Below are 23,196 nucleotides of genomic sequence, written 5' to 3' on the forward strand. Positions count from 1 at the left end.
TGGGGGGCGCTCGGCGCTGCCCTCCTGGCCCTGTCCTGCGCGTCGGCGTCCGGGGCGTCGGCGCAGGCCGCACCCGCCGCGGCGACACCGCCGCCCGGGACGAACCTGCAGGTCATGAGTTGGAACATGTGCGGTGTGGAGCGCTGGGGCTGCGCGAACACCGGCACGGCGGCGGAGAAGGCCGACGTGGTGAAGCAGTACGTACAGAGCCACTACGTGCAGGCCGCCCTGCTCCAGGAGGTCTGCGCGAGCGGACTCGACGACCTGATGGCCAAGCTCGGCCCGGGCTGGAGCAAGAGCTTCGCGCCCTACCACTGGTCGCAGAAGGGCGTACGGACCCCGAGCCCCTGCGCGACCGGAGCCGGTTCCGACCCGAACGACCTCGTCGGCACCGCGATCGTGGTCAAGGCCGGCCTCGCGGACGCGCAGCAGTACCCGACGACCCAGCCCTGGACCGGGCTCCAGCGCCCCTTCCAGTGCGCGACGGCGACGTACTTCGGCGTACGGCTCTGCAACGTGCACGCCTCGACGAAGGACGCCAACCCGGAGCACCCGGACTGGGACTACCGCGACGACCAGCTCGCCGAGATCAAGCAGGTCGTCTCCGGCTTCCCGAAGGTGGCCTTCGGCGGCGACTTCAACGCGAGCCCGCCGGACCGGCCGGGCAACCCCGACGCCTGGATCTGGCCCTCCGGGCTGTACTCCCAGGGCGCCGGCACCCCCGGCTACCAGGAGTGCGACCAGCAGGGGTCGGTCCGTGACGGCCGGGACACCCACGGCGGCGGCTGGAAGCTGGACTACCTGTTCAGCAGCGAGTCGCGGCGGTGGTGCGTGGTCGCCGACACCCCGCGCTCGGACCACCACGTGGTCGTCGAGAGCGTGACGATCACTCCCCAGGCGGGCTGAGACCGCCCCGGGGCCGGGACCCGGGAACACAACCGCGCCGTCATCGTGTCGCTCTCGACACGATGACGGCGCGGTGCCGCGTCGGCTCCCCGTCCCCACAGGTCCCGGCGCGATCCGGGGCGCGCTCCCCGCTCAAGGAGCGGCGGCCCCGGGGTTCATGGGGGTCAGACCTTCACGAGCTCACGCTCGGGCTCCTGCGGTCCGGCGTCCTCGGTGACCAGGCCCTCGCCCTCGACGTCGACGTTCGGGAGCGCCTTGTCGAGCCACTTCGGCAGCCACCACGCCTTGTGGCCGAGCAGTGCCAGCACCGCCGGGACGATCGCCATCCGGACCACGAAGGCGTCGAAGAGGACGGCGACGGCGAGACCGAAGCCGATCATCTTGATCATCTGGTCGGTCATGCCGATGAAGCCGGAGAAGACCGCGATCATGATCACCGCGGCGGCGGTGACCACCCGGGCGCTGTGCCGGAAGCCGGTCACGATCGCCTCGCCGGGCCGCTCCCCGTGGACGTACGCCTCGCGCATCCGGGTGACGAGGAAGACCTCGTAGTCCATCGCGAGACCGAAGACCACACCCACCATGAAGATCGGCATCATCGACATGATCGGGCCGGTCTGCTCGACCCCGAAGAGGGAGCCGAGCCAGCCCCACTGGAAGACCGCGACGACCGCGCCGAGCGCGGCGACCACGGAGAGCAGGAAGCCGAGGGCCGCCTTCAGCGGGACCAGGACCGAACGGAAGACCACCATGAGGAGCAGGAAGGCGAGTCCGACGACGAGTGCCAGGTAGGGCACGAGCGCGTCGTTCATCTTCTGCGAGAAGTCGATGTTCATCGCGGTGGCGCCGGTGACCAGGACGTCGTCGCCGGTCGTGTCCCGGATGTCGTGCACCAGGTCCTCGGTCTCCACCGAGGAGGGACGGTCCTTGGGGATGACCGTGATCATCGCGGTGTCGCCGGCCTTGTTGGGCGTCGGCGGGGTGACCGCGACGACCCCTTCCAGGCCCTCGATCTTCTTCACGGTGGAGTCGGCCGCGGCCTTGTCACCGTCGACGACGACCATCAGCGGCCCGTTGAAGCCGGGGCCGAAGCCGTCCGACAGCAGGTCGTAGGCGCGGCGCTCGGTGGCGGAGGCGGGCTTGGCTCCGTCGTCCGGCAGGCCCATCTCCAGCGAGGCGGCGGGCACGGCGATCGCGCCGAGGCCGAGGACGCCGACGAGCAGGACCATGACGGGGCGGCGGATGACGAACCGGGCCCAGCGGGTGCCCATGTTGGGCTTGTCGTCGGACTTCTTGAGGCCCTTGCGCTCCTTGCGGCCCACGACCTTGCCGCCCGCGAAGCCGAGCATGGCCGGGATCAGGGTGAGGGCGATCAGGACCGCGATCACGACCGTGCCCGCGGCGGCGAAGCCCATCTTCGTCAGCATCGGGATGTTGACGACGGCCAGGCCGACCAGGGCGATGACCACGGTCAGACCGGCGAAGACGACGGCCGAGCCGGCCGTGCCGACCGCGCGGCCCGCGGCGTCCTCGCGCTCCCGCCCGTCGGCGAGCTCCGAGCGGTAGCGGGAGACGATGAAGAGGGCGTAGTCGATGCCGACCGCGAGGCCGATCATCATCGCCAGGGTGGAGGTGGTCGAGCCGAGGTCGAGCACGTTCGCCAGCGCCGTGATCGAGGAGACGCCGATGCCGACGCCGATGATCGCGGTCAGCAGCGGGAGTCCGGCGGCGACCAGGGAACCGAAGGTGATGACGAGGACGATGCCGGCGATGACCACGCCGACGATCTCGCCCGCGCCGGTCTCGGGCATGGTCTGGAGGGCGTCACCGCCGATCTCGACGGTCAGCCCCTGCCCCTGCGCGTCGTGCCCGGTCTTCTGGAGCGCCTCGCGCGTCGCGTCGCTGAGCTCCATGCCGGAGACCTTGTAGCTGACGGAGACGTAGGCGGTCGAGCCGTCCCTCGACACCGCCTGGGCGGTGTACGGGTCGGTGACCTGGGCGACCTCGTCGGAGCCGGCCTTCAGCTCGTCGACGACGTCCTGGACCTTGGCCTTGTTGGCCGGGTCGGTCATCTTCTGGCCCTCGGGAGCCTTGAAGACGACGCGGGCCGTGGCCCCGTCGGCGTTGCCGCCGGGGAAGCGCTGTTCGAGCAGGTCGAAGGCCTTCTGGGCCTCGGTGCCGGGAATCGAGAAGGAGCTGGAGGTCGCGGCGGGCGCGGTGGCGGCGCCGACCCCGGCGAGCGCGAGGAGCGCCACCCAGAGGAGGGCGACGAGCCGTCGGCGCCGGAAGGCGGAGCGACCCAGCTTGTAAAGGAACGTGGCCACGGGGGCGTACTCCCATTTCGTGGTGGGACAGGGCATGGGGAGCCGGCCCGACGGCGTGAGCGGTGCGACGTCAGGTGGTACGGATGGTGCGGGTGGTGCGTGGGGAGAGTCAGGCGCCGAGTGAGGGGAGCACGACGGCGTTGACGTAGTCGTTGATGAAGGCCCGGTCGATCGGCTGGTCCTCGATCAGCGGACGGGCGACGAACGCCCCGATGATCATGTGCGGGACAAACTTCAGAGCCGGGTTGTCGGCGCTGATCTCACCCCGCTCCACCGCTCGCTCCAGGGTGACGCGCAGGTTGCTCATCTCGGGTTCGATGAGCAGTTCACGCAACGCCTGGTGCAGGTCGGGGTTGGCGTGGACCGCCTGGGCGAGGCCGCGCATCAGCGCGGTGTCCTTCTCCATCTGGCAGTCGTCGGTCAGCTCCATGATCGCCTGGAAGTCGCCCCGCAGGCTGCCCGTGTCGATCTCGGCGAGCTTGATGGGCTTGTTGTCGCGCAGTGCCGTGGCGACCAGTTCGGGCTTGCTCCCCCACTGGCGGTAGAGGGTGGCCTTGCTGGAGTGAGTGCGGGCGGCGACGGCGTCCATGGTGAGGGCGTCGTAACCGACCTCGCGCAGGAGGTCGAGCACGGCTTCGTACAGCTCGGACTCACGCTCTGGTGTGAGCCTGCTGCGCGCCATGACCTGACCCCATCCGAACGAAACGGTTTCGTACACCTCGAAGGTACCCGACCGCTCAGCGAAACGAAACCGTTTCGTACGTGGCGTGGGCCACAGGCGGTCGCCGGCCCACGCGCACGCCCGTACGAGTTGCCGCACCCCATCGGGGTGGAAAGCATTGTGGGGTGAGTGACGACGTCGCGTATCTCCGCTTCCCGCACCTCCACGACGACCTGCTGTGCTTCGCGGCCGAGGACGACCTCTGGGTCGCCCCCCTCGTCCCCGCGGGGCACCGGCCCGGCCGGGCCTGGCGGGTGACCGTCGACCGGACCCGGGTCGGCCACCCGCGCTTCTCGCCCGACGGACGCCACCTCGCCTACACGAGCTGGCGCAGCCTCGACCCCGAGATCCATCTCGCCCCGGTCGAGGGCGGGCCGGCACGCCGGCTGACCTACTGGGGTTCGACGGACACCCGGGTCTGCTCCTGGTCCCCGGACGGCGACATCCTCGCCGTCTCCTCGCACGGCCAGCCCTTCTCGTACTTCTCCTGGGCCTACACCGTCGCCACCGACGGCTCCCCCGGCCGCCGGATGCCCTGGGGTCCGGTCTCCGACATCGCCGTGGCCGACCTCGAAGGAGAGCGCCGCACCCTCCTGCTCACCGGCAAACCGCCGCACGAGGCGGCGTCCTGGAAGCGGTACCGGGGCGGCGCCACGGGGCGGCTGTGGCTGCACGGGCAGCAGCTGCAGCAAGACCTCGAAGGCCAGCTCGACTCCCCGATGTTCGTCGACGGCCGGATCGCCTTCCTCTCCGACCACGAGGGCATCGGCAACCTCTACTCCTGCCTGCCCGACGGCACGGACCTGCGGCGCCACACCGACCACGACGCCTTCTACGCCCGCCACGCCTCCAGCGACGGCCGGCGCGTGGTCTACCAGTGCGCCGGCGACCTGTGGATCGTCGACGACCTGACCGTCCCCGACGCCGCACCGCGCAAGCTGGACGTACGGCTCGGCGGCCCGCGCGCCGGACGCCGCGCCTACCAGGTGCCCGCCGCCAACCACGTCGACGCGATCTCCGTCGACGAGACCGGGCGGGCCAGCGCCGTCTCCGTGCGCGGCAGCCTGTACTGGCTCACCCACCGCGACGGGCCGGCCCGCACGATCACGGACACCCCCGGCGTACGGGTCCGACTGCCCGAGATGCTCGGCAGCGGCGGCCAGATCGCGTACGTCACGGACGCGGAGGGCGAGGACGCCATCGAGGTCGCCTACCTGCCGCGCGCCAGCGGCGACCGCGAGCCGCGACGGCTGGCGTCGGGTGAACTCGGCCGGGTGGAGGAGATGGTCTCCGACCCGGACGGCGAACGGCTCGCGATCGCCTCCGACGACGGCCGCCTCCTGCTCATCGACGCGACCGAGGAGTCCACCGGAGAGGTCACGGAGCTGATCCGCTCCCTCAACGGCCCCGTCCGCGACCTCGCCTTCTCCCCCGACGGGGCCTGGCTGACCTGGGCGCACCCCGGCATCGGGCGCTCGCTGCGGCAGATCAAGATGGCCCGGATCTCCGGTCCCGGCGCACGGACCGTCGTCGACGTCACCAACGGCCGCTTCGAGGACGAGAATCCGGTCTTCACCAGTGACGGCCGCTATCTCGCCTTCCTCTCCTGGCGGGGCTTCGACCCGGTCTACGACGTGCACACCGGCGACCTGTCGTTCCCGCTCGGCTGCCGCCCCTACCTCGTACCACTGTCCTCGGCGACGCCGTCGCCCTTCGCGCTGCTGCCCGACGGGCGGCCCGCGGCGGGCGGTCTGGACCCGACCGAGACCGAGAGCGGGGAGGGCACCACGATCGTGGAGGTGGAGGGGCTGCCGGACCGGGTCACGCCCTTCCCCGTCTCCGCCTCCAAGTACTCGGCGCTGCACCCGGTCAGCGGCGGCGGGCTCGTCTGGCTGCGCTGGCCCATCTCGGGCGCGCTCGGCGAGACCTTCGCCAACCCCTCCGACACCACGGGCCGCCCCACCCTCGAACACTTCACCATCACCAAGGCCCGCAAGACCGAACTCGTCGGCCACCTCGACTGGTTCTCGGTCAGCGGCGACGGCTCGCGACTCGTCGTGGTCGACGAGGGCGATCTGCGGGCGGTGCCGGCGACCGAGCCCGGGGACGGCGACTCGACGGTCTATCTGGACCTGCGGCGCATCCTGCACGAGGTCGACCCGGAGGCCGAGTGGCGCGGCGCCTTCGACGAGGCGGGCCGGATCGTCCGCGCCTACTTCTGGGACCCGAACATGTGCGGAGTGGACTGGACGGCCGTCCTCGACCAGTACCGCCCCCTGGTCGAACGGGTCGCGTCCCCCGACGAGTTCGCCGATCTGCTGCGCGAGGTCATGGGCGAGCTCGGCACCTCGCACGCCTACGTCTCGCCCGCCCGCCGCAACGAGGGCCCCCCGCACTACCAGCGGCCGATGGGCCTGCTGGGCGCCAACCTGGTGCTCCGGGACGGCGGTTGGATGGTCAAGCGGATCCTGCCCGGCGACTCGTCCGACTCCAAGGCGCGCTCACCCCTCGCGGGCACCGGCATCCGCGAGGGCGCGATCCTCACCCATGTCGACGGCCGGCCGGTGGACCCGGTCACCGGCCCGTATCCCCTGCTGTCCTCCTCGGGCGGCACGACGGTCGAGCTGACCTTCGAGCCGGCGGAGGGCGAGGGCCGCTCCCGCCGGGTGGCGATCGTCCCGCTCGTCGACGAGCGGCCGCTGCGCTACCAGGACTGGGTGGCCAAACGGCGCGCGGTCGTCCGGGAGATCAGCGGCGGCATGTGCGGCTACCTGCACATCCCCGACATGGGCGGCTCGGGCTGGGCACAGTTCAACCGCGACCTGCGGATGGAGGTCTCCCGGCCGGCCCTCATCGTGGACGTACGCGGCAACGCCGGCGGCCACATCAGCGAGCTGGTCGTGGAGAAGCTCACCCGCAAGATCCTCGGCTGGGACCTGACGAGGAACGCGCAGCCCGTCAGTTACGCCTCGAACGCCCCGCGCGGGCCCGTCGTCGCCCTCGCCGACGAGGCCACCTCCTCGGACGGCGACATGATCACGGCCGCGTTCAAGCTCCTCGGACTCGGGCCGGTCATCGGACAGCGGACCTGGGGCGGGGTGGTGGGCATGACGGGCCGCCACCGGCTCGGCGACGGCACGCAGATCACGGTCCCGATGAACGCGGCGTGGTTCCCCGAGTACGGCTGGTCCGTGGAGAACCGCGGTGTGGAACCGGACCTGGCGATCCTGCGCACCCCGCTGGACTGGGCCGAGGGCCGCCACGCCCAGCTCGACGACGCGGTCGAGCTCGCCCTCGCGCTGCTGGCGGAGACCCCGGCGGCGAGCCCGCCCGGCTACGCCGACGTCCCCGACAACTCCCGCCCGGAGCTCCCCCCGAGGTCCAGCGCGTAGGAGGTCCCGGGCTGCCCGTCGAGGACGACGTCACCGACGGGCACGAACCCCGTCCGCGCGAGCACGGCCCGCGAACCGGCGTTGCCGAGGGCGGCGGAGGCCGTGAGCCGGTCGAGGCCGTACGCGGTGGCCGCCAGCCGGCACAACTCCCGTACCGCCGCCGTCGCCAGACCACGCCCGGCGGTCTTCTCCGCGACCCGGAAGCCGACGTCGGCCGACCCCTCGGCCAGGTCGACGAGGTTGAACCGGCCGAGGATCTCCCCGGCCTCCCCGACCAGTACGTGGAAGCGGATCGCCCCGGTCGCCTGCTCGTCGAGCAGGGCCCGGTGGCGTGCGGCGAACTCCTCGAACCAGGCGTCCCCCCGGTCGGGCACATGGGCGGCGAAGTACGCCCGGTTCTCCCGCTCGAACGCGAGGAGCGCCACTGCGTGGTCGGCCCGGAGCGGCTGCAGTTCGGTCATGGACCGCACCGTACGCCGCACGGACGCCGGGCCGCACCGGAATTCACCGGGGCGGGAGCGGGAACGCCGGAAGGTGCACCCGGCGTCCCGGGTGCACCTTCCGGAGGACAATCAGCGGACAGGCGTCAGCGGTCGTAGTCCATGTCCAGGCGGTCCTGGTCCTGCTGCTGGGCCCGGCGCTGCTCCTCCTCGGAGGGGCGGCCCTTGGCCTGGGAGGCCCGCTCCGACGCCTCCTGGCGCGCGTTGCCCATCTTCTGCTTCGCCTGCTCGGCGGCCTGCTTCGCCTTGTCCTTGAACTGGTCTTGCATGCCCATGAAGGTTCACTCCTAGACGGGTGTGAGGGGGACGGGGCGTCTCGCCCCGTGGGCCTCGACCAGCGTGGCACGGCGGAACATTCCGCGCATTTCGATCAGATACTCCCTGTCACCGCGGCGAGGTCCGGCCCGTGCGCGCCTGTTCGTCGGCCGCCCCACCCGCCCCGACGAGGCCCTTGGAGACCCCGGCGAGACGCGGCTCGAAGCGCTTCATCTCCCGCTGGCCGACCGTGGCGATGATCCCCGGCAGATAGCCGCGGACCGACTGCATCCCGCGCAGCCACCACTGGGCGTACACATGCGCCGAGCGCCGCTCGATGCCCGCCACGATCCGGTCCACGGCCGGGCCCAGCGGATAGGTGCGGTTGGACGGCCAGGGCAGCCGCTGCCGCAGCTCCTTCATCACGTCGTCCTGGTCGGCGCCCCGGACCATGTCGGTGTCGGTCCACGACAGGTAGCCGACGCCGACCTTCACCCCCTTGTAGCCGACCTCGGCCCGCAGGCTGTGCGCGAACGCCTCGACGCCCGACTTCGAGGCGCAGTACGCCGTCATCATCGGCGCCGGGGTGATGGCCGCGAGCGACGCGATCTGCAGGAAGTAGCCGCGGGACTCCATCAGGACGGGCAGGAACGCCCGGCCGGTCACCGCCCCGCCGATCAGGTTGACCTCGATGACCCGCCGCCAGGCGACCGGGTCGGAGTCCACGAAGGGCCCGCCCGACGCGACGCCCGCGTTGGCGACCACGATGTCGACCTTGCCGAAGCGCTCCTTGACCTCGGCCGCCACCGTGGCCATCGCCTCGTGGTCGGTGACGTCCGCATGCCACCAGTCGGCCTCGGTGTGCAGCCGGCCGGCGACCCGCTTCAGCTCCTCCGGCTCCAGACCGACCAGCGCGATCCGCGCGCCGCGCGCGGAGAGCTTGCGGGCGAGGAGTTCGCCGACACCGCGGGCCGCCCCGGTGACGACCGCGACCTGCCCCTCCAGGCTGACCCTGCTCATGCGTCCTCCTTCTGCTTCTGCGCCTGCGTCTGCTTTTCGGCCCGCGTCTGCTGCTCCGCCTGCGTCTGCCCGCCCGGCGCGGGCGGGACGTAGGCGGCCACGAGGTCCCTGATGCGCGCGGTGACCAGTTCCGGGGCCTCGACCGGTGTCATGTGGCCCATGCCCGCCAGCTCGTCCAGCCCCACGCACCGCGGCAGCGCGGCGACCAGGGCCCGGGAGTGCACGGGCGGGGTGAGCCGGTCCGCCGTGCCGACGAGCACGGCCACCGGCAGCTCCAACTCCCGCACGCCCGCGTCGAGATCGAGCTCGGCGAGCACGTGGGACCAGGCCACCCGCGAGCGCCGCGGGCAGGCGTGCACGATCCGCGCGCAGGTGTCGACCCGCTCCGGCGCCGACCCCGGCCCCATCGTGGCGTACCGAAGGATCTTCTTCGACAGCGGCGTGACCGGTCCGAGCGGTGCCCTCGCTCCCAGGATCGCCCTGGTCAGCCGGGTCCGCAGCCCGCCCGGCCGGATCGGCACGACGAGGGATTCGGCCGCGAGCCGGGACGGACCCGTGGAGCAGAGCAGCGCGGCGGCGGCGTGCTCCCTGAAGGCGGGGCGCGCGGCGGCCGCCATGATCGTCATGCCGCCCATGGAGTGCCCGGCCAGGACCGCCTTCTCCCCCGGGGCGAGCGTGGCGGCGAGGACCGCTTCGAGGTCGTCGGCGAGCGCCCGCGTGGAGTGACCGGAGGCGCCGGCCGGGGCGGGGCTGAGACCGTGACCGCGCTGGTCGTAGGCGATCACCCGGTGGTCGCGGGCGAGGTCGCGGATCTGCTCGGACCAGAACGCGATGGAGCAGGTCCAGCCGTGGGCCAGGACGACCGCCGGGGCGTCCTCGGGGCCGTACACCTCCACGTGGACGCGGGCGCCGTCCGCGGAGACGGCGATCACCTCGCGCGGGTGCGGGCCGGTACGGGACGTACCGGTTCGGGTCAGCCGGCTCACTTCACGGTCTCCTTCCTGCGGGCGGTGCGCTTGGCCGGGGCGGGCCCGGTCTCGGTCTCGGCGACCGCGGGTCGCAGCACCTCGTACTCGGCGAGGTCGACCCGTCGCGTCTCGCGCCGGAACTCGGCCGTCGTGCCCGGCCACAGCGTGGTGTTGCGGCCGTTGGCGTCCAGGTACCAGCTGTCGCAGCCGCCCGCCTTCCACACCGTCCGCTCCATCCGGTCCTGGACCTTGCGGTTCCAGGCGCCGACCGCGGACGGCCGGGCGGCGAGCGCGGCGCGCCCGCCGAGCACGTCCAACTGGCGCAGGTAGTCGGCCATGTAGTTCAGCTGGGACTCGATCATGAGGATCATGGAGGAGTTCCCGAGGCCCGTGTTGGGCCCGATGATCGTCATCCAGTTGGGGAAGCCGTCGACGGTCGCGCCGCGCAGCGACTGCACCCCGTCCTTCCACGCCTCGGCGAGCGTGGAGCCGTCCGCGCCGACGACCCGCTCGGCGATCGGCATGTCGGTGACGTGGAATCCCGTACCGAAGACGATCGCGTCGACCTCGGTCTCGGTGCCGTCGGCCGCGACGACCGTCGAGCCCCGGACCTCGCGCAGCCCGGAGGCGACGACGTCCACATTGGGCTGGGCGAGCGCCGGGTAGTACGCGTTGGAGAGCAGGATGCGCTTGCAGCCGATGCGGTACGAGGGGGTCAGCTTGGCCCGCAGCGCCGGGTCCTTGATCGCCTTGGCCATGTTGGCCTTGGCGAGCGACTCGACGAGCCCCAGCTCGCCCGGGCGCTTGGTGAACGCGCTGACCTGGAGCTCGCGGATGCCCCAGAGCAGGCCGCGGCGCGCCGTCCCGGTGAAGGGGAGCGTGCGGTGCAGCCAGCGCTCGGCGCCGGTGATGGCGCGGTCCATGCGCGGCATCACCCACGGCGGGGTGCGCTGGAAGAGCGTCAGCTTCCCGACCTCGGGCTGGATCGCGGGGACGATCTGGATGGCGGAGGCGCCGGTGCCGACCATGGCGACGCGCTTGCCGGTGAGGTCGTAGTCGTGGTCCCAGCGCGCGGAGTGGAAGACCTTCCCGGGGAAGTCGGCCAGGCCCGGGATGTCGGGGATCTTCGGGTCGGAGAGCGGCCCGGTCGCGGAGACGATCACATCGGCGGTGAGGGAACCCTGGTTGGTCTCGATGTGCCAGCGCAGCTCGTCGGCGTCCCAGCGCATCAGCGACACCTCGTGGTTCAGCCGCAGATGCGGGCGGAGCCGGAAGGTGTCGGTGACGTGCTCCAGGTAGGCGCGGATGTGGCGCTGCCCGGAGAAGGTGCGGGGCCAGTCCGGGTTGGGCGCGAAGGAGAAGGAGTAGAGATGGGACGGCACGTCGCAGGCGCAGCCCGGATAGCTGTTGTCGCGCCAGGTGCCGCCCACGGAGTCGGCCCGCTCCAGGACGACGAAGTCGGTGATCCCTTCGCGGCGCAGCCGGACGGCCGCCCCGAGTCCGCCGAACCCCGATCCGATCACCGCCACCCGTACGTGCTCGTGCTTCGCCATGCCGCCTCCCGTGCGCCCGGCCAAGATTCCGCCAGCAATCACTGGCACAGTCGGGACTGTAGAGCAGCTCCATACCGAGCGGTAGGGGTTGGGCGGGGGAAAGTTACCGGCGGTACAACATAGGCTGGCGGGCGTGGCAGAGCGATCGGATCAGGTGACGGACCAGGCGGGTCGGGCCGCCGGCGTACGCGAGTACCGGATGGACGAACTCGCGGCGGCGGCCGGCATCACCGTGCGCACCCTGCGCTTCTACCGCGAGCGGGGACTGATCGCACCGCCCCGCCGCGAGGGACGCATCGCCTGGTACGACGACCACCACCTGGCAAAGCTCCGGACGATCGCCGCCCTCCTCGAACGCGGCCACACCCTCAACGGCATCGCCGACCTCAACACCGCCTTCGAGAGCGGCAGGGACGTCCATGAGGTCCTCGGCCTCGGGGAACCCACCGAGGAGGAGCCGATCCGGCTCACCCCGCAGGAGCTCGCGGACTACTTCGCCGGCGAGGTCACCCCGGAGAACCTGCTGGCCGCGCTCGACCTCGGATACCTCGCCACCGACGGCGACGCGATCGTCCACATCAGCCGTCGACTGCTCGACGTCTCCGCGGCCCTGGTGAAGGAGGGCGTCCCGCTCTCCGCCGTCCTGGAGGCGGGCCGGGCGGTGCGCGAACACGCGGACGCGCTCGCGGGGCTCTTCGCCGACCTGCTGCGCGAGCACACGGACGAGAAGGACGTCCAGCGCCTGCGCCCGCTCGCGAAGAGCGTGGTGGAGGCGGAACTCTCGATGGCCATGGACCGCCGCCTGCGGGACAGGGCCTGAGCGGGGGCGCGCCCGAGGCGCCCCCGACCTCGCACCCCTAGAGCTCGTACACCGCCGTCACGGGCGCGTGGTCGCTCCACCGCTCCGCGTGCGTGGCGGCCCGCTCGACGAACGCCTTGACGGCCTTGGCGGCCAGGCCCGGCGTCGCGACCTGGTAGTCGATGCGCCACCCGCTGTCGTTGTCGAAGGCGCGCCCGCGGTACGACCACCACGAGTAGGGCCCGTCCTGCTCCGGGTGGAGGGCGCGGACGACGTCGACGTACGCGGCCTCGTCGAAGACCCGGCCCAGCCAGGCCCGCTCCTCGGGCAGGAAGCCCGAGTTCTTCTGGTTGGTCTTCCAGTTCTTGAGGTCGGCCTCGCGGTGCGCGATGTTCCAGTCGCCGCAGACGACGACCTCACGGCCGTCGGCGGCGGCGCGCTGCCTGAGCTCCTTCAGGTACGGCAGGAACTCGTCCATGAAGCGGATCTTCTCGTCCTGACGCTCCGTGCCGACCTCGCCCGAGGGCAGGTAGAGGCTGGCGACGGTGACGCCGGGCAGGTCGGCCTCGATGTACCGGCCGCTGCCGTCGAACTCGCTCGACCCGAACCCGACGCGCACCGCGTCGGGCTCACGCCGGGTGTAGAGGGAGACTCCCGCCCGCCCCTTGGCGGCGGCGGGCGCGTGCGCGGTGAACCAGCCCTCGGGGGCCCGGACCTCGTCCGGGAGCTGGGATTCCTCGGCGCGCACCTCCTGCAGGCAGACGGCGTCGGCGGAGGTGTCGGCGAGCCACTCCACGAAGCCCTTCTTGGCGGCGGCACGGAGACCGTTGACATTGACGGACGTCACAGTGAGCATCCAGGGAGAATACCGACCGCCGGCCACGCATAGATGTACGATGCTCTGCATGAACATACACCCGACGCCCTACGACCACCCTGACGCCGTCAAGCTCAACGACGCCGTGCAGCTGGAGTACGTCGCCCGCTACGGCGACGAGGGCGACGCCACGCCGCTGGACGCCGGGATGTTCGTACCGCCGCTCGGCCTCTACCTCCTCGCGTACGACTCCGAGAGCCGCCCCGTGGCCACCGGCGGCTGGCGCACCCAGGACGAGAACGACGAGGGCTACGCGGACGGCGACGCCGAGCTCAAGCGGATGTACGTGGTCCCCGAGGCGCGCGGCCTGGGGCTGGCACGCCGCATTCTGGCGGCGCTCGAGGCGGACGCGCGGGCGGCGGGCCGGACGCGGATGGTCCTGGAGACCGGCACGGCCCAGCCGGAGGCGATCGCGCTGTACCTCAGCAGCGGCTACGAGCCGTGCGCGAAGTTCGGCCACTACCGGGAGTACGAGAACAGCCGCTGCTTCGCGAAGTCCCTGGTCGCGAGCGACGAGGGCTGACGTCTCCGAGCCGAATTGCTGACGCGCCCCTGACAATCTGTCTCAGTATCTGGCACCCTTCCTCACGCACGTCGATCCGCACCGTTCTCATCCCCCACCTGCCTCGGCAGAAGGAGACATGCGTGAGACGCCATCGCACAGTCGCTGCTGTCCTGTTGTCGGTCGGAGCACTGCTGACCGGAGCCCTGACCGCGTCCTCGGCGCAGGCGGCGGAGAAGCCCGCCTTCTGGACGGCCGAGCGGATGCGCTCGGCGACCCCGCTGGACCTGGAGCTCACCCCCGGAGCGCTCGGGGCACTCAAGCAGGTCGCCCGTTCGGCGGCCCCGACGACGATCGCCCCGACCTCCGTCGCCCCGACCGCCTTCCCGCAGCCGGGCGGCCCCTGGACGGGCGGTGGCGCGGTCGTGAAGACCTCGGGCCGGGTGTTCTTCACCTTCCAGGGCCGTACGGCCTCCTGTTCCGGCAACGCGGTCACCAGCCAGAACCAGAGCACCGTGATCACGGCCGGCCACTGCGTGAAGTACCAGGGCAGCTGGCACACGAACTGGGTGTTCGTCCCGGCCTACGACAACGGCAACGCGCCGTACGGCCAGTGGGCCGCGACGAAGACGCTGACGACCCCCCAGTGGGAGGCGAGCGAGGACATCAACTACGACGTCGGCGCGGCGGTCGTGGCCCCGCTGAACGGCCAGAAGCTGACGTCGGTCACCGGCGCCCAGGGCATCCAGTTCAACGGCGGCTACAACAAGCCGATGTACGCCTTCGGCTTCCCGGCCGCCTCCCCGTACGACGGCTCGAAGCTGATCCACTGCGCGGGGAACTCCTCGAAGGACTTCCTCTTCTCCCAGGACCACAGCCTCGGCTGCAACATGACGGGCGGCTCCAGCGGCGGCCCCTGGTTCTCCGGCTTCAGCGAGACCACGGGCACCGGCCTCCAGGTCTCGGTGAACAGCTTCGGCTACACGTTCCTGCCCAACCGCATGTTCGGCCCGTACTTCGGCAACGACGCGAAGGCCCTGTACGACCGGGCCCAGGTCTCCTGACGTCTCTCCCACACCCCAGCCGCGGCCCCCGGCGCACTCCTCCGCCGGGGGCCGCGGCGTCGCTTGTGTGACGAGATGGGATTGACGGCAATCGGGTGGTCCGGCGCGCGATCCGCAACTGGCCGCGGCCCGGCGGTAGTCCTCGTGGGCAGTGGCAGGACAACCGAGGAGGAACTCATGACTGCGCTCCAGTCTTTCACCGCGGCTCCGACCGTGACGGCGGACCTCGACCCCTACCGCTTCCCTGCCGCGTTCCTCGACGACCTCGCGGAGGAGACGGACACCCGGACGCACATGGCGCACGGCTTCCTGGAGACCGGCGACTACCCGCTGCCGGCGCCCGTGGCGAGCACACGGCTCTCGGTGGCGCTCGATCCGGCGGACCGGCGCCGCCTGGACCTGCACGCGGCGCTCACCACGGCGGGCATCGCCCCGCTGCCGGGCGACCTCGACGCGATCGAGGCCCTGTGCGCGCTCGACGACTTCACCCACATCGCGCTCCAGCGGTGGATCACCCGCACCGCGTGACGGGGGTGGGGGTGGCCGCGGCGAGGCGGCCGCCCCCTCCCCGGACGCGGGAGCGGGGCGGGATCAGAACTCGTCGGCGCCGTTGCGCAGCTCGTGCGTCCAGTAGCCGGTCCTGGCGGCCGCGTCATCGACGGCGATGCCGCCGGCGGGCGCCGTGACCACCTTGCTGCCCTCGGCCGGGCCGTCCGCGGCGAAGAGGTTCACGTGGAACGAGGTCACGGCGCGGTTCTGCTCGTCGACCCCGCCGTTGTTGACGCGCACGGCGGCGTAGGCCGGGGCTCCGGCGGACAGGACGACGGGCGTGCCCGGCTTGCTCTTCGGGACGGACGGGACGTCCTTGGCCGTCTGGATGTCGCCGAACGCGATCAGCGGGTACTGGAGCAGGGTGCAGGAGCGGCCCGAGACGTTCGTGGCGGTCAGGGTGATGTGCGTCGTGGGGACGCCGTCCTGCTTGGCCGCGGAGATCTTCACGTCGTCCGCGGTGCAGGCCGGGGTCCTGGCCGCCTTCTTCTTGGAGCCGGCCTGCGCGGCGGAGGTCGCCGGGCCGGCCGCGTCCCGGCCGGCGGCGTCTGCGGCGCCCGTGGCGCCGGTGCCGCCCGTGGTGCCGGCGCCGGTGCTCGTGGGGCCGTCCTGGCCGGTGGTGTCCCCCGCGGCGGTGCCGGGCGTGACCGTCGACACGGACGGGGCGGCCTTCTTGTCCTTCGTACCGGCGTCGTCCGCGCCGCCGCAGGCGGTGAGCGCCAGGGCGAGCGCGGCGGTGGTCGCGGCAAGGACGGTGGTGCGGGTGCGGAAGGTACGCATGTGAACTCCCCGTAGGTAGTGGCCGACCGCCTCGTCCGGCGGCCTGGTCACCACCCTGCAGCCGCGTCCGCCGCGGCTTCCAGCTCTCGCCGCCGGTACGGGACGCTGGGACGTTCCACCCCATCTGACCTGCGAGAACGCGCCAACCTAGAACACGGGATGGAACGTTGGGACGTCATGGCGCCCGGCTCCCGGGGGCACTGTCGGCGGGTGCGCCTACTGTTCTTCCGTGCCGAACTCCTACACGACGCTGTGGACCAACGATCTCTGCCGCTACCTGGAGCGCTCGGGCCATGCCGGCGCGCGCCTGACGATGTTGTTCGGCGGCCCGCACCTGTCGCTGCCCAGCTTCGAGCGGGCGGGCGTGCGTCCGGGTGACACGATCCATCCCGTCCGCGCCTACCGCACCCGCCTGCACGTGCTGGGCGCCATGGAGGTGTCGCGGATCATCCCGTACAAGGAGGCGGGGGAGCTGCTCGCCGACGAGGACTACGCGAAGCTCCTGGACTGGAGGGCGCTGAAGGCGGGGGGCGGCGTCACCGAGGTGCTGCTCGGGCCGCCCGGTTCGCCCCTCTCGTTCGACACGGTCGTCCCCGCGGATCTGCTGGCCCGGCTGACGTACACGTCCCGCCGGGGCGAGCGCAGGCTCAAGCACGTGGAGGACGGACGGCTGATGAGGTCGGGGAGCGTCCACGGGATCTACCGGCTGGCCCCCGACTCCGCCGCCGAGCTCCGGGAGCTCGTCCTGGACCGAAGCCGTTGATGTCCGCACCGGAGGGGCGGATCCCCTGAAACGACGAGATCCCGCCCGATCTTTCGATCGGACGGGATCTCGTCCTGCGCTTGTGGACCTGTGGGGATTTGAACCCCAGACCCCCTCGATGCGAACGAGGTGCGCTACCAGACTGCGCCACAGGCCCTTGCGACGTGTGAAACATTAGCATCCCGATCGGGGTACAAGGAAATCCGTTCCCCCGCAGGTCAGCCGAGGGGCCCGACGGCCCCCCGGCCGGGGGTCATTCGTTCGCCGCGCGGGGGCGGTCGTCGTCCGCGTACTGGTCGAAGAGCGGGGTGCGGCCGTGGTCGCGCTGGCGGTTCGGCTGGTTCGTCCGCTGGCGCGGGGCGGGCGCCGGCGTCGCGGGCGGCGCCGGTGCGGGGTCCGCGGCCGTGGAGGAGCGGGCCGAGCTCCAGGTCTCCGGGTCGGTGATGTCGACGCCGCTGGTCGCCCGCGGGGCGACCGGGGCGGTGACGTACGTGGGGAGCGGGACCGGGACCGGGTCCCAGCTGTCACCGCGGGCCGGGCCGCGCTCGCGCTGCTGGTCCACCCACTCCGCGTGGTCCGTCTGCTCGACCAGCGCGCGCCGGCCCGCCTCCTGCGGGGAGACCGAGGGCGCCGGTTCGGGTTCCGGGCGGGCGGGCTCCTCGTCGGCGTCCGGCGCGGGCTGCCGGCGCGGGGGCCGGCTCTCGCGCAGGCGCGCCGCGGCGGCCTCCGCTCGGCGGCGGTCCATCACGTACACGAAGCGACGGCGTTCCGTCCTGCGCAGATGGACGATGTACGCGCTCAGCAGCACCGCGGGGAGGGCCGGTGCCCACAGGAACGCGAGGCCGCCGACCGCGGCGACGACCGCGCCGAGGGTGAAGGCCAGGAAGAGGACGACCGTGGTGCGCCGGCGCCGTGCGAGGACCTTGCCGCGGCGGGCGCGCTCGGCGGCCGCCTTGGAGGGCCTTCGCGCGGCGGGTGCCGGGGCGGGCGCCGGTTCCGGGATCTCCAGGCGGGCTTCCGTCCTGGCCGCGGGCGCGGAGAAGGCCCGGACGTCGACCGAGCTGAGATGCTCCGTCTCGACGTCCGGGTCCACGTCGGGCTCCGCTCCGTCCGCCCCACGGTCCCGGTCCTTCAGCTCCTTGGCGTATCGGCGCTCCATGCCCGCCCGTCCGGACAGCAGTCGGATGGCGGTGCTGAAGCGTTCCGTCGGACGGGCCTCGTTGAGCTCGTCCTGCCTGCGGAGCCACATCGGTACCAAGTAGGCGGCCCAGGCCCCGACGATGACTGCGTAGATGAGGCCGCTGCTGCTCACGCCTCACACCGTAGAGGGGTTCCGTTACGGGCATCGGCCAATTGGCCCGGTGTGTCGCACGATCTGGCTGATATCACTGAACTTTTTTGTGATTGTTCAGATCGATTGAGGATCAACTGCTGATTGAATTCGAACACTTATTTCATTGGGCGGGGTGCGAGGGACGTGCCTGGTGCCAGCGGCGCAGCAGCCCCTCCGGCACTTCCTCGACGGTGAGCGCGAAGACGAGATGGTCCCGCCACGCCCCGTCGATGTGGAGGTAGCGGGGCCGGAGCCCTTCCTCCCGGAATCCCAATTTCTCCACGACCCGTCGGGAGGGGCCGTTCTCGGGCCGAATGCACACTTCCATCCGGTGCAGTCCGACCGACCGGAAGCAGTGGTCCACGGCGAGCGCGACCGCCGTCGGCATGACGCCCCGTCCGGCCACGGCGCTGTCCACCCAGTAGCCGACATGGCCCGAGCACATCGAGCCCCAGGTGATCCCGGCCACCGTCAACTGGCCGACGAGCTCACCCCGGTACTCGATCACGAACGGCAGCATCCGCCCGGCGTTCGCCTCGGCCCGCAGATGGCGGACCATCTGCCGGTACGTCGGGCGCTGCGCCACCGGACCACCGGGGGCCGGCGGCGGGACCGTCGCCTCCCACGGGCGCAGCCAGTCGCGGTTGCGCCGGTTGACCTCTCGCCAGACCCGCTGGTCACGCATCTTTATCGGACGGAGCACGACGTCTCCGTCCGAGAGGACCACGGGCCAGGACGTGATCATGACGGTCTCGGGTGGTCGCCGCCCCGGACCTGGTCGACCGCGTGCCGCAGGAGCGGCTCCAGTACGGCGATGCCGTCGCGGACACCGCCCGAGGAGCCGGGCAGGTTCACGATCACGGTCCCGCGAGCGACACCGGCGAGGCCGCGGGAGAGCGCCGCCGTGGGCACCTTCTCGCGGCCGTACGCGCGGATCGCCTCGGGAATGCCGGGGATCTCGTGGTCGAGCACCCGGCGGGTGACCTCGGGGGTCCTGTCGGTCGGCGAGATGCCCGTACCGCCGGTGGTGAGGATGACGTCGTAACCGGCCTCGACCCCGGCCCGGAGCGCCGCCTCGACCGGTGCTCCGTCCGGGACGACCTGCGGGCCTTCCACGGCGAAGCCCATGCGGGTCAGCCCTTCGGCGAGCAGCGGGCCGCCCTTGTCCTCGTAGACACCGGCCGCCGCCCGGTTGGAGGCGGTGACGACGAGGGCGGTGTACGGGGCCGGCAGGGCCTCGCCGAGGTCCGTGCCCGCGGCCGGGGCCTCCTGGGCGTGGCCCTCGTGCTCGTGCGCCCCGCTCACCCGGCCGTCGCGCGTCACGACTCGGCCCCTTCGCGGGTCCAGTCGCCCGACTTGCCGCCGGTCTTCTCCTCCACCCGTACGTCGGAGATGACCGCGCCCTTGTCGACCGCCTTGATCATGTCGACGACCGTCAGCGCGGCCACCGAGACCGCCGTCAGGGCCTCCATCTCCACGCCCGTGCGGTCGGTGGTCTTCACCGTCGCCAGGATCTCCACCGCGTCGTCCGCGACCGTGAGGTCGAGCTTCACGCCCGAGACGGCCAGCGGGTGGCAGAGCGGGATGAGGTCGGGCGTCTTCTTCGCACCCATGATCCCGGCGATCCGGGCGGTGGCGAGCGCGTCGCCCTTCGGTACGCCCTCGCCCCGGAGCAGCTCGATCACGCGCGGCGAGACGAGGACGCGGCCACTGGCGCGTGCGGTCCGCGCCGTGACGTCCTTCGCGGAGACGTCGACCATGCGGGCCGCACCCGCCTCGTCGATGTGGGTGAGTCCTTGCTGCGTGCTCATGGCCGTGACACTCCCGGTCGCTGTGTGGGACGCCACGGTACCGCCACCAGGGCCTCCTCAGCCGAGGAGGACCACTTCCAGCTCCTCGCCCGTCTCCACTCCGGTGGCCTCTTCCGGGACGACGAGCAGGGCGTTCGCGTGCGCGAGCGCCGCAATGAGATGGGAGCCCGCTCCGCCCACCGGGGTGACGGTGCCGGACTCCGCGTCGTAGGTCCCGCGCAGGAACTGGCGGCGGCCGGCCGGGGACGAGAGCGCCTTGTCCGCCGTGAGCACGGCGCGGACCCGGGGGCGGTGCAGATCGGCGAGGCCCATGAGGGCCCGGATCGCGGGCCGCACGAACATCTCGAAGGAGACGTACGAGGAGACCGGGTTGCCCGGCAGGGCGAGCAGCGGGGTGTGCTCGGGGCCGATCGTGCCGAAGCCCTGCGGCTTGCCCGGCTGCATGGCCAGCTTGCGGAAGTCGACCCGGCCGTCCGCGGTCAGCGTCTCCTTGACCACGTCGTACGCGCCGACGCTGACGCCGCCCGTGGTGACGAGGAGGTCGGCGCGGATCAGCTGGTCCTCGATGGTGGCCCGGAGGGTCTCGGCGTCGTCGGTGACGGCGCCGACGCGGTAGGCGATGGCACCGGCGTCGCGCGCGGCGGCGGCCAGCGCGAAGCTGTTGGAGTCGTAGATCTGGCCCTCGGCCAACTCCTCGCCGGGCTGGACCAGTTCGCTGCCGGTGGAGAGCACGACGACACGGGGGCGCGGGCGCACCCGCACCGTGGAGCGGCCGATCGCGGCGAGCAGCCCGATCTGGGGCGGTCCGAGGACCGTGCCGGCCTCCAGGGCCAGGTCGCCGGCCTGGACGTCGCTGCCCCTGGCCCGCACGTGCGCGCGGGCCTCGGCGGGCCGGTGGACGCGGACCTCGCCGCCGGACCCCTCGGGCGCGGCGCTCGCGGCGCGCATGCCGCTCGCCGCGCCCTCGCCCGTCCCGCCGTCGGTCCACTCGACCGGGACGACGGCCTCGGCGCCGGGCGGCAGCGGGGCGCCGGTCATGATGCGGGCGGCCTCGCCGGGGCCGACGACGGGCAGGCCGTCGGCGCCGGCGGCCACGTCGCCGATGACGGTCAGGACGGCCGGGAACTCCTCGGTGGCACCGGCCACATCGGCGACCCGGACCGCGTATCCGTCCATGGAGCTGTTGTCGAACGGAGGCAGTGCGACCGGCACGGTGACGTCCTCGACGAGGACGCAGCCCTGGGCCTCCGGCAGTTGCAGCTCGATGGGTTCGAGCGGGGAGACCGCCGCCAGGATGTCGTCGAGGTGCTCGTCCACCGACCACAGGTCGCGGGAGGGACCCGCGCAGGGATCGGCGGACGCCTCGCCGGACGGGACGGCGGAGTCCGGTGCCGCACTGCTGGTCACGTGGCTACATCTCCTCGGTGACGTAACTGCGAAGCCAGGTCCGGAAGTCCGGGCCCAGGTCATCACGTTCGCACGCGAGTCTGACAATGGCACGGAGATAGTCCCCGCGGTCACCGGTGTCATAGCGCCGGCCCTTGAAGACGACACCGTGGACCGGGCCGCCGATCTTCTCGTCCTTGGCGAGCTTCTGCAGGGCGTCGGTCAGCTGGATCTCGCCGCCGCGGCCCGGCTCGGTCTCGCGGATTATCCCGAAGACGGCGGGGTCGAGGACGTAGCGGCCGATGATCGCGTAGTTGCTGGGCGCCTCGGCCGGGGACGGCTTCTCGACGAGGTCCGTCACCTTCACGACGTCCGAGTCGATCGTCGCCTCGACGGCCGCGCAGCCGTAGAGGTGGATCTGCGAGGGCTCGACCTCCATCAGCGCGATCACGCTGCCGCCCTCCCGCTCCTGGACCTCCACCATCCGGGAGAGCAGCGGGTCGCGCGGGTCGATGAGGTCGTCGCCGAGCAGCACGGCGAAGGGCTGGTCGCCGACGTGCGGGGCGGCGCAGAGCACGGCGTGGCCGAGACCACGCGGGTCGCCCTGGCGCACGTAGTGCATGGTCGCCAGGTCGTTGGACTCCCGCACCTTGGAGAGGCGCTCCGCGTCCCCCTTGCGGGTCAGCGCCTCCTCCAGCTCATAGTTCCGGTCGAAGTGGTCCTCCAGGGGACGCTTGTTACGACCGGTGATCATGAGGACGTCGGAGAGGCCGGCGGTGACCGCCTCCTCGACGACGTACTGGATCGCGGGCTTGTCGACGACCGGGAGCATCTCCTTCGGCGTGGCCTTGGTGGCCGGAAGGAAGCGTGTGCCGAGACCGGCGGCCGGGATGACAGCCTTGCTGATCCTGGTGGGGGACTGAGTCATGGGCGCATGATAGCTGTTCGATATGGGAGGAAGATGGGCCTCCCATTGGCTTCCCATGGGTAAAGAGGGATACGAGAGGTTCGTGACATCACGTGAGTTCCCTGTGACGGGCGAAACGTCCGAAAAGGCCGCACTGCGTCGCCGCCTGCTCGCCGCCCGCGCCGAGCTGACCCTCCATGATGCCGAATCCACGGGGGAGACGTTCGCCCGGGGTGCGCGAGAACTGGCCGAGCTTGCGGGGGCGTCGACCGTCGCCGCCTATGTGTCGGTCGGCCGCGAGCCGGGCACGCGCGCGCTGCTCGACGTCCTGCGCGGACGGGGGGTCCGCGTCCTGCTGCCGGTGCTGCTGCCCGACAACGACCTGGACTGGGCCGCGTACGAGGGCGCCGGGAGTCTGGCGAGGGCGGGCCGGGGCCTGCTGGAGCCGACGGGACCGCGACTGGGCCCGGAGGCCGTGTGCGAGGCGGACGTGGTGCTGCTGCCCGGGCTGGCGGTCGACGAGCGCGGGATGCGCCTGGGCCGGGGCGGCGGCTCGTACGACCGCGTGCTCGCCCGGCTCGCGCGGGCGGACGCCCATCCGTCCCTGGTGGTGCTCCTCTACGCGAACGAGGTGGTCGCCCGGGTCCCGGAGGAACCGCACGACCACCCCGTGCACGCGGTGGTGACCCCGGAGGGGGTCAGGCGCTTCGAGCGCCCCTGAAGCCCGGGGAGTGTCCGGAAGGTTTCGCCGTCCGCCCGCGGGGCCGCGAGCCGGGCGAGACCTTC

General features: G+C 72.1%; 23 protein-coding genes and 1 tRNA gene. 8 read left to right on the forward strand and 16 right to left on the reverse strand.

Going from position 1 to position 23,196, the window contains the following annotated elements; all coding sequences use genetic code 11:
• Positions 1-114: 114 nt before the first annotated feature.
• Positions 115-906 (forward strand): endonuclease/exonuclease/phosphatase family protein, encoded by a 792-nt coding sequence (locus AB0D99_RS18150; RefSeq protein ID WP_362362424.1) that lies wholly within the window; start codon positions 115-117, stop codon positions 904-906.
• 164 nt (positions 907-1,070) lie between these two features.
• Here the strand turns inward: AB0D99_RS18150 and AB0D99_RS18155 are convergent, their stop codons facing one another.
• Together AB0D99_RS18155 and AB0D99_RS18160 are read right to left on the reverse strand one after the other, a co-directional pair.
• Positions 1,071-3,230: an MMPL family transporter gene (locus AB0D99_RS18155; RefSeq protein WP_362362427.1), complete on the reverse strand. Its 2,160-nt coding sequence runs from the start codon at positions 3,228-3,230 to the stop codon at positions 1,071-1,073.
• 109 nt (positions 3,231-3,339) lie between these two features.
• Complete coding sequence (locus AB0D99_RS18160; RefSeq protein ID WP_362362430.1) at positions 3,340-3,912, reverse strand: TetR/AcrR family transcriptional regulator; 573 nt, start codon at positions 3,910-3,912, stop codon at positions 3,340-3,342.
• A 164-nt stretch (positions 3,913-4,076) separates the two neighbouring features.
• On the opposite strand from AB0D99_RS18160, the gene AB0D99_RS18165 reads away from it, so the two are divergent.
• Positions 4,077-7,343, forward strand: a complete 3,267-nt coding sequence (locus tag AB0D99_RS18165) for a S41 family peptidase (RefSeq protein ID WP_362362433.1) — start codon at positions 4,077-4,079, stop codon at positions 7,341-7,343.
• Here the strand turns inward: AB0D99_RS18165 and AB0D99_RS18170 are convergent.
• The 5 genes from AB0D99_RS18170 to AB0D99_RS18190 form a co-directional block, all read right to left on the reverse strand.
• Entirely contained in the window at positions 7,286-7,804 is a 519-nt protein-coding gene (locus tag AB0D99_RS18170; RefSeq protein WP_362362436.1) for a GNAT family N-acetyltransferase, read from the reverse strand. The two genes, AB0D99_RS18165 and AB0D99_RS18170, sit on opposite strands and share 58 nt — an antisense overlap.
• A 125-nt stretch (positions 7,805-7,929) precedes the next feature.
• A complete protein-coding gene (locus tag AB0D99_RS18175) occupies positions 7,930-8,118 on the reverse strand; it encodes a hypothetical protein (protein WP_362362439.1) in 189 nt (62 codons plus the stop codon).
• A gap of 109 nt (positions 8,119-8,227) precedes the next feature.
• Positions 8,228-9,118, reverse strand: a complete 891-nt coding sequence (locus AB0D99_RS18180) for an SDR family oxidoreductase (protein ID WP_362362442.1) — start codon at positions 9,116-9,118, stop codon at positions 8,228-8,230.
• Positions 9,115-10,095 carry an alpha/beta hydrolase gene (locus AB0D99_RS18185; RefSeq protein WP_362362601.1) on the reverse strand — a complete coding sequence of 327 codons (981 nt, stop codon included), beginning with the start codon at positions 10,093-10,095 and terminating at the stop codon, positions 9,115-9,117. Before AB0D99_RS18185 ends, AB0D99_RS18180 begins: the two co-directional genes overlap by 4 nt.
• Before the next feature lie 5 nt (positions 10,096-10,100).
• Positions 10,101-11,639 (reverse strand): NAD(P)/FAD-dependent oxidoreductase, encoded by a 1,539-nt coding sequence (locus AB0D99_RS18190; protein ID WP_362362445.1) that lies wholly within the window; start codon positions 11,637-11,639, stop codon positions 10,101-10,103.
• Positions 11,640-11,838: 199 nt separating this feature from the next.
• Between AB0D99_RS18190 and AB0D99_RS18195 the strand changes: the two genes are divergently transcribed.
• The gene (locus tag AB0D99_RS18195; RefSeq protein WP_362362604.1) at positions 11,839-12,459 is read left to right on the forward strand and encodes a MerR family transcriptional regulator; all 621 of its coding nucleotides are present in this window, start codon (positions 11,839-11,841) and stop codon (positions 12,457-12,459) included.
• 37 nt (positions 12,460-12,496) lie between these two features.
• Here the strand turns inward: AB0D99_RS18195 and AB0D99_RS18200 are convergent, their stop codons facing one another.
• Positions 12,497-13,294: an exodeoxyribonuclease III gene (locus AB0D99_RS18200; protein WP_362362448.1), complete on the reverse strand. Its 798-nt coding sequence runs from the start codon at positions 13,292-13,294 to the stop codon at positions 12,497-12,499.
• Between the two features lie 49 nt (positions 13,295-13,343).
• Here AB0D99_RS18200 and AB0D99_RS18205 point away from each other — a divergent pair, with 49 nt between their 5' ends.
• The 3 genes from AB0D99_RS18205 (at position 13,344) to AB0D99_RS18215 (ending at position 15,409) form a co-directional block, all read left to right on the forward strand.
• Complete coding sequence (locus tag AB0D99_RS18205) at positions 13,344-13,838, forward strand: GNAT family N-acetyltransferase (RefSeq protein WP_362362451.1); 495 nt, start codon at positions 13,344-13,346, stop codon at positions 13,836-13,838.
• A gap of 122 nt (positions 13,839-13,960) precedes the next feature.
• Positions 13,961-14,881, forward strand: coding sequence for a peptidase (locus tag AB0D99_RS18210; RefSeq protein WP_362362454.1), 921 nt, complete (start codon positions 13,961-13,963; stop codon positions 14,879-14,881).
• A gap of 177 nt (positions 14,882-15,058) precedes the next feature.
• The gene (locus tag AB0D99_RS18215) at positions 15,059-15,409 is read left to right on the forward strand and encodes a hypothetical protein (protein WP_362362457.1); all 351 of its coding nucleotides are present in this window, start codon (positions 15,059-15,061) and stop codon (positions 15,407-15,409) included.
• A 63-nt stretch (positions 15,410-15,472) separates the two neighbouring features.
• Here the strand turns inward: AB0D99_RS18215 and AB0D99_RS18220 are convergent, their stop codons facing one another.
• Positions 15,473-16,210, reverse strand: a complete 738-nt coding sequence (locus tag AB0D99_RS18220) for a DUF4232 domain-containing protein (RefSeq protein ID WP_362362460.1) — start codon at positions 16,208-16,210, stop codon at positions 15,473-15,475.
• A 229-nt stretch (positions 16,211-16,439) separates the two neighbouring features.
• Between AB0D99_RS18220 and AB0D99_RS18225 the strand changes: the two genes are divergently transcribed.
• Positions 16,440-16,973, forward strand: coding sequence for a hypothetical protein (locus AB0D99_RS18225; protein ID WP_362362463.1), 534 nt, complete (start codon positions 16,440-16,442; stop codon positions 16,971-16,973).
• 83 nt (positions 16,974-17,056) lie between these two features.
• Here the strand turns inward: AB0D99_RS18225 and AB0D99_RS18230 are convergent.
• From AB0D99_RS18230 to galU, 7 genes are all read right to left on the reverse strand, one after another.
• Positions 17,057-17,130 (reverse strand) — tRNA-Ala (locus tag AB0D99_RS18230).
• A gap of 96 nt (positions 17,131-17,226) precedes the next feature.
• Positions 17,227-18,285: a gephyrin-like molybdotransferase receptor GlpR gene (gene glpR / locus AB0D99_RS18235; RefSeq protein WP_362362466.1), complete on the reverse strand. Its 1,059-nt coding sequence runs from the start codon at positions 18,283-18,285 to the stop codon at positions 17,227-17,229.
• 142 nt (positions 18,286-18,427) lie between these two features.
• Positions 18,428-19,051: a GNAT family protein gene (locus tag AB0D99_RS18240; RefSeq protein WP_362362469.1), complete on the reverse strand. Its 624-nt coding sequence runs from the start codon at positions 19,049-19,051 to the stop codon at positions 18,428-18,430.
• Entirely contained in the window at positions 19,048-19,539 is a 492-nt protein-coding gene (locus tag AB0D99_RS18245; protein WP_362362607.1) for a MogA/MoaB family molybdenum cofactor biosynthesis protein, read from the reverse strand. The genes AB0D99_RS18240 and AB0D99_RS18245 overlap by 4 nt, the downstream gene beginning before the upstream one ends.
• A gap of 86 nt (positions 19,540-19,625) precedes the next feature.
• Positions 19,626-20,117, reverse strand: coding sequence for a cyclic pyranopterin monophosphate synthase MoaC (gene moaC, locus AB0D99_RS18250; RefSeq protein WP_362362472.1), 492 nt, complete (start codon positions 20,115-20,117; stop codon positions 19,626-19,628).
• Between the two features lie 57 nt (positions 20,118-20,174).
• Positions 20,175-21,443: a gephyrin-like molybdotransferase Glp gene (gene glp / locus AB0D99_RS18255; protein ID WP_362362610.1), complete on the reverse strand. Its 1,269-nt coding sequence runs from the start codon at positions 21,441-21,443 to the stop codon at positions 20,175-20,177.
• 85 nt (positions 21,444-21,528) lie between these two features.
• Entirely contained in the window at positions 21,529-22,431 is a 903-nt protein-coding gene (gene galU, locus AB0D99_RS18260) for a UTP--glucose-1-phosphate uridylyltransferase GalU (RefSeq protein ID WP_362362475.1), read from the reverse strand.
• A gap of 103 nt (positions 22,432-22,534) precedes the next feature.
• On the opposite strand from galU, the gene AB0D99_RS18265 reads away from it, so the two are divergent.
• The gene (locus AB0D99_RS18265) at positions 22,535-23,131 is read left to right on the forward strand and encodes a 5-formyltetrahydrofolate cyclo-ligase (protein ID WP_362362478.1); all 597 of its coding nucleotides are present in this window, start codon (positions 22,535-22,537) and stop codon (positions 23,129-23,131) included.
• Positions 23,132-23,196 lie beyond the last annotated feature (65 nt).

This window comes from Streptomyces sp. NPDC047971 (assembly GCF_040653355.1).
Lineage (GTDB): Bacteria > Actinomycetota > Actinomycetes > Streptomycetales > Streptomycetaceae > Streptomyces.